The organism is Pseudomonas sp. IT-P2 (assembly GCF_949767575.1).
Classification (GTDB): Bacteria; Pseudomonadota; Gammaproteobacteria; order Pseudomonadales; family Pseudomonadaceae; genus Aquipseudomonas; species Aquipseudomonas pharyngis.
The window spans coordinates 17,137-31,084 of sequence record NZ_CATKQA010000022.1 but is presented as its reverse complement, the minus strand read 5'-3'; the positions used below and the strand labels follow the sequence as shown (position 1 = coordinate 31,084).

Here is a 13,948-nt window from a genome sequence, read left to right as displayed (position 1 = left end):
CCTTCACTCTTAAGCCAATGCTTAGCGAGTGGTTACTTCAGTAGCTGCGAAGAAGTAAGCGATTTCGCGAGCAGCAGCGGCTTCGGAGTCCGAACCGTGAACGGCGTTGGCGTCGATCGATTCAGCGAAGTCAGCACGGATGGTGCCTGGAGCAGCTTCTTTAGGGTTGGTAGCGCCCATCAGCTCACGGTTGCGAGCGATGGCGTTTTCGCCTTCCAGAACCTGAACGACAACTGGACCCGAAGTCATGAAGGCAACCAGGTCGCCGAAGAAACCACGAGCGCTGTGCTCAGCGTAGAAGCCTTCGGCTTCGGCTTTGGACAGTTGCTTCAGTTTCGAAGCTACAACGCGCAGGCCAGCGTCTTCGAAGCGAGTGGTGATCTTGCCGATCACGTTTTTAGCAACGGCGTCAGGCTTGATGATGGAGAAAGTACGTTGAACAGCCATGGTGTAACTCCAGAAACGGTAATTTGCGAAAAATTAAACCCGCGAATTATACGCGGGTTCTTGGGTATTGCCTAACCTGCGAGGACGATCAGTCTACTTCTTCGATCCAGAGAGCCTGAACCGCTTCCAACACTTTCTCGCCAACACGGCCAGAGGTGTTATCAAAGTCGGGAAGTTCCATGATCCATCGCTGCAGGTCGACGAAATTGACAGAAAGCGGATCGACATCCGGCTTGGCCTCAGCCAGCTCTTCTGCAATACGTTGAACATCATTCCAACCGTAGCTCATGACAGTCTTACCAGTCAGTGCGGCGCTTCGGCCGCATGGTTAAGCGAATATTTCGGAATTTCGACGGTGATGTCTTCTTCACCGACGATAGCCTGACAAGCCAGGCGCGACTGGGCTTCCAGACCCCAGGCACGATCAAGGAAATCTTCCTCCAACTCGTCGGCTTCTTCCAGCGAGTCGAAACCCTCGCGGATGATGCAGTGACAAGTGGTGCAGGCGCAGACGCCGCCGCAGGCGCTTTCCATCTCGATGTGGTGTTCGTGAGCCAGTTCGAGGATCGACGTGCCAGGCGCAGCGTCAACGACCATGCCTTCAGGGCAGAACTTCTCGTGGGGCAGAAAAATGACCTGCGGCATCAGATATCCTCGATTTCATTCAGATTGCGCCCGGACAGAGCGGCTTTCACCGTCTGATCCATACGACGGGCTGCAAAAGCATCGGTCACTTGCGACAGACGCTTGGTCTGCTGCTCGATGGCGTAACCATCGGTGCCTTTCATCAGTTCGGTCAGTTCCTGCACCTGCAGATCGATGACCATGCGCTCTTCGGCGTCGAGCAAGCGCTCGCCATCCGCCTCAAGAGCGCCCTGCACCGCTTCGATCAGGCGCTGGGCATCGACCTGCTGCTCGCGAAGAACGCGGGCGACTTTGTCGTCATTGGCGTGCTGGAACGAATCTTTCAGCATCTTGGCGATTTCGCCGTCAGTCAGGCCATAGGACGGCTTGACCTGGATGCTCGCTTCAACGCCCGAACCCAGTTCACGGGCAGAGACGCTGAGCAGGCCGTCGGCATCGACCTGGAAGGTCACACGAATTTTCGCCGCGCCGGCCACCATCGCCGGGATGCCGCGCAATTCGAAGCGAGCCAGAGAGCGGCAATCGGAGATCAACTCACGCTCGCCCTGCAACACGTGGATCGCCATGGCCGACTGGCCATCTTTATAAGTGGTGAAGTCCTGGGCACGAGCGACGGGGATGGTGGTGTTACGCGGAATCACCTTCTCCATCAGGCCGCCCATGGTTTCCAGCCCCAGGGACAGCGGAATCACGTCGAGCAGCAGCAGTTCGCCGCCATCGCGCTTGTTGCCGGCCAGCGTGTCGGCCTGGATCGCAGCACCGATGGCCACCACTTGATCCGGGTCGATTTCGGTCAGCGGCTGACGCCCGAAGGCTTCGGCGACGGCTTCGCGAACACGTGGAACGCGGGTCGAACCACCGACCATGACCACAGCGTGCACGTCTTCCAGCTCGACGCCGGAATCGCGCACGGCGCGGCGGCAGGCTTTCAGGCTGCGAGCGACCATTGGCTCGATCAGCGCATCGAAAGCTTCACGGGTCAGCAGTGCTTTCCAGTCGCCGTAGGCAACTTCAACACTGTCGGCATCCGTCAGGGCTTCTTTGGCTGCGCAGGCGGTTTGCAGCAGGCTGCGTTGCGCGCCCGGATCGAGGTCGGCGGACAAACCGGCGCTCTCGATGATCCAGCCGGCAATCGCATGATCGAAGTCATCGCCGCCCAGCGCGCTATCGCCGCCAGTGGCCAGGACTTCGAAGACGCCGCCAGTCAGGCGCAGAATCGAAATATCGAAGGTACCGCCACCCAGATCGTAAATGGCGACCAGGCCTTCGGCATGCTGATCCAGACCGTATGCCACCGCCGCAGCGGTCGGCTCGTTGAGCAGACGCAACACGTTCAGACCGGCAAGTTTCGCCGCGTCCTTCGTAGCCTGGCGCTGAGCATCGTCGAAATACGCCGGAACGGTGATCACCGCGCCCACCAGCTCACCGCCAAGGGTGGCCTCAGCGCGCTGACGCAATACTTTCAGGATATCGGCGGAGACTTCGACCGGGCTTTTCGGGCCCTGCACGGTGTCGATGAACGGCATGTGCGATTCGCCACCGACAAAGCGGTACGGCAGTTGATCGCCCAATTGCTTGACGTCGGACAGACCACGCCCCATCAGGCGCTTGACCGACAGCACGGTATTCAGGGGATCAGAGGACGCAGCCAGCTTGGCTGACTCGCCGACTTCGACGCGATCGGCGTGATAACGCACGGCGGAAGGCAGGATGACCCGCCCTTCGGCGTCGGCCAGCGGCTCGGAAAGACCACTGCGCAACGCAGCGACCAGCGAATTGGTAGTACCCAAGTCGATTCCCACAGCCAGACGACGCTGGTGCGGTTGAGGACTTTGGCCGGGTTCGGCGATCTGCAGTAGGGCCATCGTGATCAGGACTTATCTGTATATCAGGCGTGCGACCGGAGCGGCACTGGGTTAATCGTCGAGGCGCTCTTCTAACTGGCGCACTTCGTAGGTGAGCTTGTCGAGGAACTGCATGCGCCGCATCAGGCGTTCGGCCTGTTCGCGCTGCGCTGCATCATCCCAACAGGCTGCGAAGCTTTCGTTGAGCTCTTCCTGGGCGGTTTTCAGGCGACGCTTGAAAGCCGCGACACCGTCCAGGTCGGCACTGTCCTGCAGATCTTCGAGCTCTTCGCGCCATTGCATCTGCTGCAGAAGAAACTCGGGATCGTGGACCGTGACTTCCATCGGCACTTCATGCCCACTGATGGTCAGCAGGTAGCGTGCACGCTGGGCCGGACTCTTCAGTGTCTGGTAGGCATCGTTGAGCCGCGCAGACTGCTCGAGCGCCGACCGCTGCTCGCGCTCGGAAGCATCGGCAAAGCGGTCAGGATGAACACCGCGCGCCAGCTCGCGATAGCGCGTGGCCAACTGCTCAAGATCCAGACGAAAGCCCGGCTGCAACTCGAATAAAGCGAAATGACAAGGAATACCCACGACTAGCCTCAGATGTTGAAGCTTTCGCCGCAGCCACATTCACCGCGTACGTTGGGATTGTTGAACTTGAAGCCTTCGTTCAACCCTTCCTTGACGAAGTCGAGCTCGGTGCCGTCGAGGTAGGCCAGGCTTTTCGGGTCGATGATCACTTTCTCGCCGTGACTCTCGAACACCTGATCTTCTGCAACCACCTCGTCGACAAACTCCAGCACGTAGGCAAGGCCGGAACAGCCCGTGGTGCGAACACCCAGACGAATCCCTTCACCCTTGCCGCGCCCGTCGAGGGAGCGCCGCACGTGTCGAGCAGCCGCTTCTGTCATGCTGATAGCCATCGTTGACTCCTTACTCGTCGCCAAATCTTGAAAGTCAGATCAAGCCTTTCTTCTGCTTGTAATCGCGAACGGCGGCCTTGATGGCGTCTTCAGCGAGAACCGAGCAGTGGATTTTCACTGGCGGCAGAGCCAGTTCTTCGGCCAGCTGAGTGTTCTTGATTGTTTCAGCTTCGTCCAGAGTCTTGCCCTTCATCCACTCGGTAGCGAGGGAGCTGGAGGCGATAGCCGAACCGCAGCCGTAGGTCTTGAACTTGGCGTCTTCAATAACGCCCTGATCGTTGACCTTGATTTGCAGACGCATCACGTCGCCGCACGCCGGAGCGCCGACCATGCCGGTGCCGACATCAGGATCTTCCGCGTTCATCTTGCCGACGTTGCGCGGGTTTTCGTAGTGGTCGATGACCTTTTCGCTGTAAGCCATGATTCTCAATCCTCACTCATCAGGGCCGCTCTTGAGACCCTGCAACTGCGCTGCGTGAACCGCCGCGTCGCTACAGGATCTGTATCCGGCGGCTTCTATATTTAGTGTGCCGCCCACTCGATCTTCGAGATATCGACGCCGTCTTTGTACATGTCCCACAGCGGCGACAGAGCGCGCAGCTTGGTAACGGCCTCGCAGACTTTCTGCGCGGCGTAGTCGATTTCTTCTTCGGTGGTGAAGCGGCCGAAGGTGAAACGGATCGAGCTGTGTGCCAGTTCGTCGTTGCGGCCCAGGGCGCGCAGCACGTACGAAGGCTCAAGCGACGCCGAGGTGCAGGCCGAACCGGACGAAACCGCCAGATCCTTGAGCGCCATGATCAGCGACTCGCCTTCAACGTAGTTGAAGCTCAGGTTCAGGTTGTGCGGAACGCGGGCGGTCAGGCTGCCGTTGACGTACAGCTCTTCCAGGTGCTCGACCTGCTTGTAGAAGCGGTCGCTTAACGCCTTGATACGGACGTTTTCGGCAGCCATGTCTTCCTTGGCCACACGGAACGCTTCGCCCATGCCGACGATCTGGTGAGTCGCCAGGGTGCCGGAACGCATGCCACGTTCGTGACCGCCGCCGTGCATGGTCGCTTCGATGCGCACACGCGGCTTGCGGCTGACGTACAGCGCGCCGATGCCTTTAGGGCCGTAGGTCTTGTGGGCGGAGAACGACATCATGTCGACTTTCAGTTTCTGCAGGTCGATTTCGACCTTGCCGGTGGACTGCGCGGCGTCGACGTGGAACAGGATGCCTTTGGAACGAAGCAGCTCGCCGATGGCGGCGATGTCGTTGACGGTGCCGATTTCGTTGTTCACGTGCATTACCGACACCAGGATGGTGTCTTCGCGCAGCGCGGCTTCGATCATGGCCGGGGTGATCAGGCCATCTTCGGTCGGATCGAGGTAGGTGACTTCGAAACCTTCACGCTCCAGTTGGCGCATGGTGTCGAGGACAGCCTTGTGCTCGATCTTGGAGGTGATCAGATGCTTGCCCTTGGAGGCGTAGAAATGTGCCGCACCCTTGATTGCCAGGTTGTCGGACTCGGTGGCACCGGAGGTCCAGACGATTTCACGCGGGTCGGCGTTGACCAGATCGGCCACCTGACGACGGGCGTTTTCGACGGACTCTTCGGCTTTCCAGCCGAACACGTGAGAACGGGACGCCGGGTTACCGAAGTTTCCGTCGACCAGCAGGCATTCACTCATTTTTTGCGCAACGCGCGGATCGACCGGGGTGGTCGCAGAGTAATCAAGGTAAATCGGCAATTTCATGGACTATCTCCTAAATCAGGCTGGCTGGCGTGCCGCTAGCTCTCTGGCTGTCATTCGACGGCGGACGCTTCAATCTTGTCCAGGCGCGGCGCCTTGCCATTGCAACGACGCTGATCCTGACGCTGGGCCACTTCCTGCACCTCACGGCGAGTTACGAGGTCGGCCAAGCTGATACCGCTGAGAAATTCGTGAATCTGCAGGCTCAGGTCGCACCACAGGTGATGGGTCAGGCAGGTGTCACCGGAGTGGCAGTCGCCCTGGCCCTGGCATTTTGTTGCATCGACCGATTCGTTCACCGCATCGATCACCTGAGCCACCTGGATGCCCTGCATGTCGCGGGACAACTGGTAGCCACCGCCCGGACCGCGAACACTGGAAACCAGGTTACTGCGGCGCAGCTTGGCGAAAAGCTGTTCGAGATAGGACAGGGAGATGCCTTGGCGCTCGGAGATATCGGCCAGGGACACCGGCCCGTGTTGCGCGTGCAACGCCAGGTCAAGCATGGCGGTCACGGCGTATCGGCCTTTTGTAGTCAGTCGCATGGACAATTACCACGGAGTTCGGAATGGGCGGGAGTATGCAATTCCCGAGCATTTAAGTCAACTATAAGACCTAGTGCTTTAGTCGGGTTTACCCGCAAAAGAGCGCGCGAATGATAGCAGGGTCTGCGGCCTAATGGCACACCGGTCGGCAGCAGCCCTGCAAGTGCATCAGTGAAGCTTGGATTCGTCCTTGCCCTTGACGCAGGCGAAGTCTTCTTCACGCAGCTCGGGCAGATCTTTCGCACAGTAATTGCTGCCCAGATCCTTCAGCGCGCCGCACATTCCCTCCAGACGTCCGTCCACCGCTTGCAGGTGATCGAGCAACTGGCCGATGGCACGCGCCACAGGGTCGGGCATGTCTTCGCTGACGCCGTAGGCATCGAAACCGATCTTTTCGGCCATCGCCTTGCGCTTGGCGTCGGCCTCATCATCGGACTTGACGATGATACGCCCCGGAATCCCCACCACGGTGGCGCCCGGAGGCACTTCCTTGGTGACCACGGCATTGGAACCGACCTTGGCGCCGGCGCCCACAGTGAACGGACCGAGCACCTTCGCGCCCGCCCCCACCACCACGCCATCGCCGAGGGTCGGGTGGCGCTTGCCCTTGTTCCAGCTGGTGCCACCCAGAGTCACGCCCTGATAGATCGTCACGTCATCGCCGATTTCAGCGGTTTCTCCGATCACGATGCCCATGCCGTGGTCGATGAAGAAGCGTCGACCGACCTTGGCACCCGGATGGATCTCGATCCCGGTGAGCCAGCGACCGAAGTTCGACACCAGTCGCGCCAGCCATTTCAGATCGTTGCGCCAGAGCATGCCGGCCAGTCGATGAATCCAGATCGCATGCATGCCGGGGTAGCAGGTCAGGACTTCAAAAGCGTTACGCGCCGCCGGGTCTCGGTGGAATACGCTCTGGATATCTTCACGCAAACGCTCGAACATCATTAATCCTTCCGCTTAAGGAGCTCGCCACGGGCCGCTTTCTGGGTTTCCGTGAGGATGCCACGCAAAATATTCATTTCCGCCCGGCTGACCGAGCTGCGTCCATACAACCGGCGCAGGCGCGCCATCAAGTGCCGTGGTTTTTCCGGATCGAGGAATTCGATGGCCACCAGAGTCTGCTCCAGGTGTTCATAGAACCGCTCCAGCTCATCCATGGTCGCAAGCTCTGCGCTTTTCACGGAGGCCACTTCTTCCTTCTCGATCTTGGTCGGCTGACCTTGCGCAGCCAGCCACGCCATGCGCACTTCATAACTCAACACCTGCACCGCCGCCCCGAGGTTCAGCGAGCTGAATTCAGGATCGGAGGGGATGTGCACGTGATAGTGACATCGCTGCAGCTCGTCATTGGTCAGGCCGGAATCTTCACGACCGAACACCAGCGCGATTTCCGCGCCCTGCCCGGCCTCCTCGACCACTTTGGTCCCGCACTCGCGCGGGTCCAGCAATGGCCAGGGAATGCGCCGGTCACGGGCACTGGTGCCGAGCACCAGATTGCAACCGACCAGGGCGTCTTCCAAGGTGGCGACGACTTGCGCGTTTTCAAGGATGTCACCGGCACCGGAAGCGCGGGCATCGGCTTCGTGATGCGGAAAGACGCGCGGATCAACCAGCACCAGACGCGACAGGCCCATGTTTTTCATGGCGCGCGCGGTCCCGCCGATGTTTCCCGGATGGCTGGTGTTGACCAGGACGACACGAATATTTTGCAGCACGGCGGGCGCTCTCGGACTCGGCAAAGGGGTGCAAATCTTACAGAACAGCCTACCGTTAAGCTATGAAAGCGAACAGCGACCTTCACCTGAAGAAAAGTTCTGATAGAATGCGCGGCTTTCTTTAACAACCTTAGGTGACACATCCATGCAGCCCATGCTGAATATCGCGCTGCGCGCCGCCCGCAGCGCCAGTGAACTGATCTTCCGCTCCATCGAGCGCCTGGATACCATCAAGGTCGACGAAAAAGACGCCAAGGATTACGTATCCGAGGTCGATCGCGCCGCCGAACAGAAAATCATCGACGCCCTGCGCAAGGCTTACCCGAATCACTCGATCATGGGTGAAGAGACCGGCCTGCACGCCGGCACCGGCATCGAAGGCGAAGAATACCTGTGGATCATCGATCCGCTGGACGGCACCACCAACTTCCTGCGCGGCATTCCTCACTTCGCTGTCAGCATTGCCTGCAAATACCGTGGTCGCCTGGAACACGCCGTCGTTCTGGATCCGGTTCGCCAGGAAGAATTCACCGCCAGCCGTGGTCGCGGCGCTCAACTGAACGGTCGTCGCCTGCGCGTCAGCGGTCGCACCAGCCTGGACGGCGCTCTGCTCGGCACCGGTTTCCCGTTCCGTGACGACCAGATGGACAACCTCGACAACTACCTGGGCATGTTCCGCGCTCTGGTTGGCCAGACTGCCGGCATTCGTCGCGCCGGTTCGGCAAGTCTGGACCTGGCTTACGTCGCCGCCGGCCGTTTCGACGCGTTCTGGGAGTCGGGTCTGTCCGAGTGGGACATGGCCGCTGGCGCCCTGCTGATTCAGGAAGCAGGCGGCCTGGTGAGCGACTTCACCGGCGGTCACGACTTCCTTGAAAAAGGCCACGTCGTTGCCGGCAACACCAAATGCTTCAAGGCAGTTCTGACGGCGATCCAGCCGCACCTGCCGGCCTCGCTGAAGCGCTAAGCGTTTCGCGAAACCAAAAAAAAACACCCTTCGGGGTGTTTTTTTTATGGGCATGAAAAAGCACCCCGAAGGGTGCTTTTCTTATAAGCCGTCAACCAATCACTGGCCTGGCTCGTTCTGCGACAGGATCAGCTTGCCTTCCTTGTCGACCGGGATCTGGTTGCCCGGATCACGATCCATCCGCACCTTGCCTTCCTTCCCATCCAGCGAATACCGGACGTCGTAGCCCACAACCTTGTCGCTGATGTCATTCACCGTGTTACAGCGAGTCTGAGTCGTGGTGTAGGTATCACGCTCCTGCATACCCTCCTGAACCTTGTTACCGGCGTAACCGCCACCGACCGCACCGGCCACCGTGGCAATCTTCTTGCCGGTGCCGCCGCCGATCTGGTTACCCAGCAGACCACCTGCCAGCGCACCGACCACGGTGCCGGCGATCTGGTGTTGATCTTTCACCGGCGCCTGCCGGGTCACTGTCACATCCTTGCACACTTCACGTGGAGTCTTGATTTGTGTTTTGACCGGTTCTACGGCCAGCACTTGCGCATACTCAGGGCCGCTTTTAACCAGGCTGTAGGTGGCAACAGCACCCCCGGCAGTCACACCGACAGCACCCAATACCGCACCAACCAGCAACGACTTGTTCACATGAACCTCCTGACCATCACATGCGGGACGCGCCCGCGCTTCTCCCAGCCTTGGAGCAAAAAAAAAGACGCGAGTTCAACTCGCGTCTTTTTTGACTGACCGCCGGGAAAACGATGGCCGTTATGGACGGTCGTCGACTTCCTTCTCGGTGTTGACCGGCGGAATCAGGTCTTCCGTCGACAGGTTCAGCCAGATCAGCACCACGTTGGCGATGTAGATCGACGAGTAGGTACCCGCCAGAACACCCACCAGCAGCGCCAGGGAGAAGCCGTACAGGTTGTCACCGCCGAAGAACAGCAGTGCCGCGATCGCCAGCAAGGTCGAAACCGAGGTCGCGATGGTCCTCAGCAGGGTCTGGGTGGTCGAGATGTTGATGTTCTCGATCAACGTAGCCTTGCGCAGTACGCGGAAGTTCTCACGCACCCGGTCGAACACGACGATGGTGTCGTTGAGCGAGTAACCGATGATCGCCAGCACCGCCGCCAGCACCGTCAGGTCGAAGGTAATCTGGAAGAACGACAGGATACCCACGGTCACGATCACGTCGTGGATCAGCGACACGATGGCGCCGACCGCAAACTTCCACTGAAAGCGGAAAGCCAGGTAGATCAGGATGCCACCGAGCGCCAGCAGCATGCCGAGGCCACCCTGGTCGCGCAGCTCTTCACCGACCTGCGGGCCGACGAACTCGACGCGCTTGACGGTCGCCGGGTTGTCGCCACCGACTTTCTGCAGCGCATCCGCCACCTGATGGCCCAGCTGCGGGTCTTCACCCGGCATGCGCACCAGCAGATCGGTGGTCGCGCCGAAGTTCTGCACGACGGCTTCGTGATAACCGGAAGAAACCAGTTGCTCACGCACCTTGGTGACATCGGCCGGACGCTCGTAGGTCAGCTCGATGAGCGTACCGCCGGTGAAGTCCAGACCCCAGTTCATGCCCTTGTGGAACACGCTGAAGATTGCCAGCAAGGTCAGGAATACGGTGACGCCGAACGCAAAGTTGCGGACGCCCATGAAGTTGATTGTACGTAACATGGCAGCCCCTTAAATCCACAACTTCTTGAAGTCACGACCGCCGAAGATCAGATTGACCATCGCGCGGGTGACCATGATGGCCGTGAACATCGAAGTCAGAACCCCGAGGGACATGGTGACTGCGAAGCCCTTCACCGGGCCGGTGCCCATGGCGAAGAGAATACCGCCGACCAGCAAGGTGGTCAGGTTGGCGTCGAGAATCGCAGTGAATGCCCGACCGAAGCCTTCGTTGATTGCACGCTGCACGGTCATGCCGGCGGCGATCTCTTCACGAATCCGCGAGAAGATCAGTACGTTGGCGTCGACCGCCATACCCATGGTCAAAACGATACCGGCGATACCCGGCAGGGTCAGCGTGGCGCCCAGCAGCGACATCAGCGCCAGCAGCAGCACCATGTTCACCGCCAGTGCAACGGTGGCGATCAGACCGAAGAAACGGTAGATGGCGATGATGAACAGCGAGACGAACAGCATGCCCCACAGCGATGCATCGATACCCTTGGTGATGTTGTCCGCACCGAGGCTCGGGCCGATGGTGCGCTCTTCAGCGAAGTACATCGGAGCAGCCAGACCACCGGCACGCAGCAGCAGCGCCAGCTCGGACGACTCGCCCTGGCCGTTCAGGCCGGTGATACGGAACTGCGCACCCAGCGGCGACTGAATGGTCGCCAGGCTGATGATCTTCTTCTCTTCCTTGAAGGTCTGCACCGCGACGTCTTTCTCGACGCCGTCGACCACTTGTTTGGTGTAAGTGGTGACCGGACGCTGCTCGATGAAGATCACCGCCATGCTGCGACCGACGTTGCTGCGGGTCGCGCGGCTCATCAGCTCGCCACCGTGACCATCCAGACGGATGTTCACTTCAGGGGTGCCGTGCTCGCCGAAACCGGCCTTGGCGTCAGTCACCTGGTCACCGGTGATGATCAGACCACGCTCGATCTGCGCCGGAGGACGGTTGCCCTCACGGAACTCAAAGGTCTCGGAAGTGGCTTTCGAAGCGCCCGGCTCTGCTGCCAGACGGAACTCGAGGTTGGCCGTCTTGCCGAGGATACGCTTGGCTTCGGCAGTGTCCTGCACGCCCGGCAGCTCAACCACGATACGGTTGGCACCCTGACGCTGGACGATTGGCTCGGCAACACCCAGCTCATTGACGCGGTTACGTACCGTGGTCAAGTTCTGCTTGATGGAGTATTCACGGATTTCCGCCAGCTTGGCCGGGGTCATCGCCAGACGCAGCACCGGTTGACCGTTGAGGTCGGCCGGAACAATGTCGAAATCGTTGAAATTCTTGCGGATCAGCGCACGGGCCTGTTCGCGGGAGTCAGCATCGCTGAAGCCCAGCTGAATGGCGCCATTGAGTTGCGGCAGGCTGCGATAACGCAGTTTCTCTTTGCGCAACAGGCTCTTGACGTCGCCTTCGTAGACTTTCAGGCGGGCGTCGAGCGCTTTGTCCATGTCCACTTCCAGCAGGAAGTGCACACCACCGGACAAGTCCAGACCCAGTTTCATCGGGTGCGCGGCCACGCTGCGCAGCCATTGCGGGGTGGTTTGTGCCAGGTTCAGCGCGACGACGTAGTCATCACCCAATGCCTTGCGGACAACGTCTTTGGCCGGCAGTTGGTCTTCAGCCTTGGTCAGACGGATCAGACCGCCCTTGCCGTTCGCAGCCAGGCTCGAAGCCTTGACGTTGATCCCGGATTCCTTGAGCGCGGTGCTTACGCGATCCAGATCGGCCTGGTTGACCTGCAGAGCCGTGCTGGCGCCGCTGATCTGAATGGCCGGGTCATCGGGGTATAGATTCGGAGCGGAATAAATCAGACCGATCGCCAGCACCGCCAGGATCAGAATGTATTTCCACAGAGGATATTTGTTCAGCATCACGCCGCCCGTTATGAACGCGGGGCGCCTTGCGCGCCCCGTCGATTGAGTAGAAGTTGGAACCTTAGATCGCTTTCAGCGTGCCTTTTGGCAGCGTGGCGGCGATGGCGCCCTTCTGGAACTTCATTTCCACGGTGTCGGAAACTTCCAGAACCACGAAGTCATCGGCCACTTTGGTGATCTTGCCGGCGATGCCGCCGGTGGTGACCACTTCGTCGCCCTTCTGCAGGCTGCTCAGCAGGTTCTTCTGCTCTTTGGCGCGCTTGGCCTGTGGACGCCAGATCATCAGGTAGAAGATGACCAGAAAGCCCACCAGGAAAATCCACTCAAAGCCGCCGCCCATAGGCGCTGCAGCCGGTGCAGCCGCGTCAGCCATGGCATTAGAGATAAAAAAGCTCATTTAGCACTCCAGTTGCAAATGTTGAATCTTGGGGTCAGAAAACTCAGTCCAAAGGCGGAACGGGAAGCCCGCGTTTGGCGTAGAAGGCATCGACAAAGGCGGCCAATGTACCCTGTTGAATAGCCTCGCGCAAACCAGCCATCAGCACCTGATAATGGCGCAAATTGTGGATGGTATTGAGCATGCTGCCGAGCATTTCGCCGCACTTGTCCAGATGATGCAGATAAGCGCGGGAGAAGTTCTGGCAGGTATAGCAATCGCAGGTCGGATCCAGCGGCGAATCATCATGGCGATGGAACGCGTTACGGATCTTCAGCACGCCTGTATCAATGAACAGATGCCCGTTGCGGGCATTACGGGTTGGCATCACGCAATCGAACATGTCCACACCGCGGCGCACACCCTCAACCAGATCTTCCGGTTTGCCAACGCCCATAAGGTAACGAGGTTTGTCAGCCGGCATCATGCCCGGCAGGTAGTCCAGCACCTTGATCATTTCGTGCTTGGGCTCGCCCACCGACAGACCGCCGATGGCCAGGCCGTCGAAACCGATCTTGTGCAGGCCTTCCAGCGAGCGCATGCGCAGGTCCTGGTGCATGCCGCCCTGAACGATGCCGAACAGCGCCGCCGTGTTGTCGCCATGGGCATTCTTCGAACGCTGGGCCCAGCGCAGCGACAGCTCCATGGACACGCGGGCCACGTCTTCGTCAGCCGGGTACGGGGTGCATTCGTCGAAGATCATCACGATGTCCGAGCCCAGGTCGCGCTGGACCTGCATCGACTCTTCCGGGCCCATGAACACTTTCGAGCCGTCGACCGGGGAGGCGAAGGTCACGCCCTCCTCCTTGATCTTGCGCATGGCGCCGAGGCTGAACACCTGGAAACCGCCGGAGTCGGTCAGGATCGGGCCTTTCCACTGCATGAAATCGTGCAGGTCGCCGTGCTCCTTGATCACTTCAGTACCCGGGCGCAACCACAGGTGGAAAGTGTTGCCCAGAATGATTTCCGCGCCAGTGGCGACGATGTCACGCGGCAACATGCCCTTGACCGTGCCGTAGGTGCCCACCGGCATGAAGGCCGGGGTCTCGACGGTGCCACGGGGGAAGGTCAGACGACCACGACGGGCCTTGCCATCGGTGGCAAGCAGCTCGAACGACATACGAC

The 13,948-nt window shown here is 59.8% G+C and carries 17 protein-coding genes; 1 reads left to right on the top strand and 16 read right to left on the bottom strand.

Going from position 1 to position 13,948, the window contains the following annotated elements; translation table 11 throughout:
• Window positions 1-21: 21 nt before the first annotated feature.
• The 11 genes from ndk to trmJ all read right to left on the bottom strand — a co-directional run bounded on the left by ndk (window position 22) and on the right by trmJ (window position 7,859).
• Window positions 22-447: a nucleoside-diphosphate kinase gene (ndk, locus tag ACM6JM_RS12855; protein WP_039765715.1), complete on the bottom strand. Its 426-nt coding sequence runs from the start codon at window positions 445-447 to the stop codon at window positions 22-24.
• A gap of 88 nt (window positions 448-535) precedes the next feature.
• Entirely contained in the window at window positions 536-736 is a 201-nt protein-coding gene (gene iscX / locus ACM6JM_RS12850) for a Fe-S cluster assembly protein IscX (protein WP_027619659.1), read from the bottom strand.
• Window positions 737-750: 14 nt separating this feature from the next.
• Window positions 751-1,092, bottom strand: a complete 342-nt coding sequence (fdx, locus tag ACM6JM_RS12845) for an ISC system 2Fe-2S type ferredoxin (protein ID WP_007956685.1) — start codon at window positions 1,090-1,092, stop codon at window positions 751-753.
• On the bottom strand, window positions 1,092-2,957 hold the full coding sequence (hscA, locus tag ACM6JM_RS12840) for a Fe-S protein assembly chaperone HscA (protein ID WP_163976398.1): 1,866 nt from the start codon (window positions 2,955-2,957) through the stop codon (window positions 1,092-1,094). Before hscA ends, fdx begins: the two co-directional genes overlap by 1 nt.
• A 51-nt stretch (window positions 2,958-3,008) precedes the next feature.
• On the bottom strand, window positions 3,009-3,530 hold the full coding sequence (gene hscB / locus ACM6JM_RS12835) for a co-chaperone HscB (RefSeq protein ID WP_007956687.1): 522 nt from the start codon (window positions 3,528-3,530) through the stop codon (window positions 3,009-3,011).
• An 8-nt stretch (window positions 3,531-3,538) separates the two neighbouring features.
• The gene (iscA, locus tag ACM6JM_RS12830; RefSeq protein WP_003227904.1) at window positions 3,539-3,862 is read right to left on the bottom strand and encodes an iron-sulfur cluster assembly protein IscA; all 324 of its coding nucleotides are present in this window, start codon (window positions 3,860-3,862) and stop codon (window positions 3,539-3,541) included.
• A gap of 34 nt (window positions 3,863-3,896) precedes the next feature.
• Window positions 3,897-4,283, bottom strand: coding sequence for a Fe-S cluster assembly scaffold IscU (iscU, locus tag ACM6JM_RS12825; RefSeq protein ID WP_003227907.1), 387 nt, complete (start codon window positions 4,281-4,283; stop codon window positions 3,897-3,899).
• Between the two features lie 101 nt (window positions 4,284-4,384).
• Window positions 4,385-5,599, bottom strand: coding sequence for an IscS subfamily cysteine desulfurase (locus ACM6JM_RS12820; RefSeq protein ID WP_007956689.1), 1,215 nt, complete (start codon window positions 5,597-5,599; stop codon window positions 4,385-4,387).
• A 50-nt stretch (window positions 5,600-5,649) separates the two neighbouring features.
• Entirely contained in the window at window positions 5,650-6,141 is a 492-nt protein-coding gene (iscR, locus tag ACM6JM_RS12815) for a Fe-S cluster assembly transcriptional regulator IscR (protein WP_007956690.1), read from the bottom strand.
• A gap of 168 nt (window positions 6,142-6,309) precedes the next feature.
• Window positions 6,310-7,086 (bottom strand): serine O-acetyltransferase, encoded by a 777-nt coding sequence (cysE, locus tag ACM6JM_RS12810; RefSeq protein ID WP_007956691.1) that lies wholly within the window; start codon window positions 7,084-7,086, stop codon window positions 6,310-6,312.
• Between the two features lie 2 nt (window positions 7,087-7,088).
• Window positions 7,089-7,859 carry a tRNA (cytosine(32)/uridine(32)-2'-O)-methyltransferase TrmJ gene (gene trmJ, locus ACM6JM_RS12805; protein ID WP_007956692.1) on the bottom strand — a complete coding sequence of 257 codons (771 nt, stop codon included), beginning with the start codon at window positions 7,857-7,859 and terminating at the stop codon, window positions 7,089-7,091.
• Between the two features lie 145 nt (window positions 7,860-8,004).
• Between trmJ and suhB the strand changes: the two genes are divergently transcribed.
• Window positions 8,005-8,823: an inositol-phosphate phosphatase gene (gene suhB, locus ACM6JM_RS12800; protein ID WP_007941397.1), complete on the top strand. Its 819-nt coding sequence runs from the start codon at window positions 8,005-8,007 to the stop codon at window positions 8,821-8,823.
• Between the two features lie 99 nt (window positions 8,824-8,922).
• Here suhB and ACM6JM_RS12795 read toward each other — a convergent pair whose 3' ends face one another.
• The 5 genes from ACM6JM_RS12795 to tgt form a co-directional block, all read right to left on the bottom strand.
• Window positions 8,923-9,471 carry a glycine zipper 2TM domain-containing protein gene (locus ACM6JM_RS12795; protein ID WP_007956693.1) on the bottom strand — a complete coding sequence of 183 codons (549 nt, stop codon included), beginning with the start codon at window positions 9,469-9,471 and terminating at the stop codon, window positions 8,923-8,925.
• 120 nt (window positions 9,472-9,591) lie between these two features.
• Window positions 9,592-10,506, bottom strand: coding sequence for a protein translocase subunit SecF (gene secF / locus ACM6JM_RS12790; RefSeq protein ID WP_039765696.1), 915 nt, complete (start codon window positions 10,504-10,506; stop codon window positions 9,592-9,594).
• A gap of 9 nt (window positions 10,507-10,515) precedes the next feature.
• Entirely contained in the window at window positions 10,516-12,384 is a 1,869-nt protein-coding gene (gene secD, locus ACM6JM_RS12785; RefSeq protein ID WP_039765691.1) for a protein translocase subunit SecD, read from the bottom strand.
• A 64-nt stretch (window positions 12,385-12,448) separates the two neighbouring features.
• Window positions 12,449-12,784 carry a preprotein translocase subunit YajC gene (gene yajC, locus ACM6JM_RS12780; protein WP_007956696.1) on the bottom strand — a complete coding sequence of 112 codons (336 nt, stop codon included), beginning with the start codon at window positions 12,782-12,784 and terminating at the stop codon, window positions 12,449-12,451.
• Between the two features lie 43 nt (window positions 12,785-12,827).
• The gene (gene tgt, locus ACM6JM_RS12775) at window positions 12,828-13,943 is read right to left on the bottom strand and encodes a tRNA guanosine(34) transglycosylase Tgt (RefSeq protein ID WP_414882198.1); all 1,116 of its coding nucleotides are present in this window, start codon (window positions 13,941-13,943) and stop codon (window positions 12,828-12,830) included.
• Window positions 13,944-13,948 lie beyond the last annotated feature (5 nt).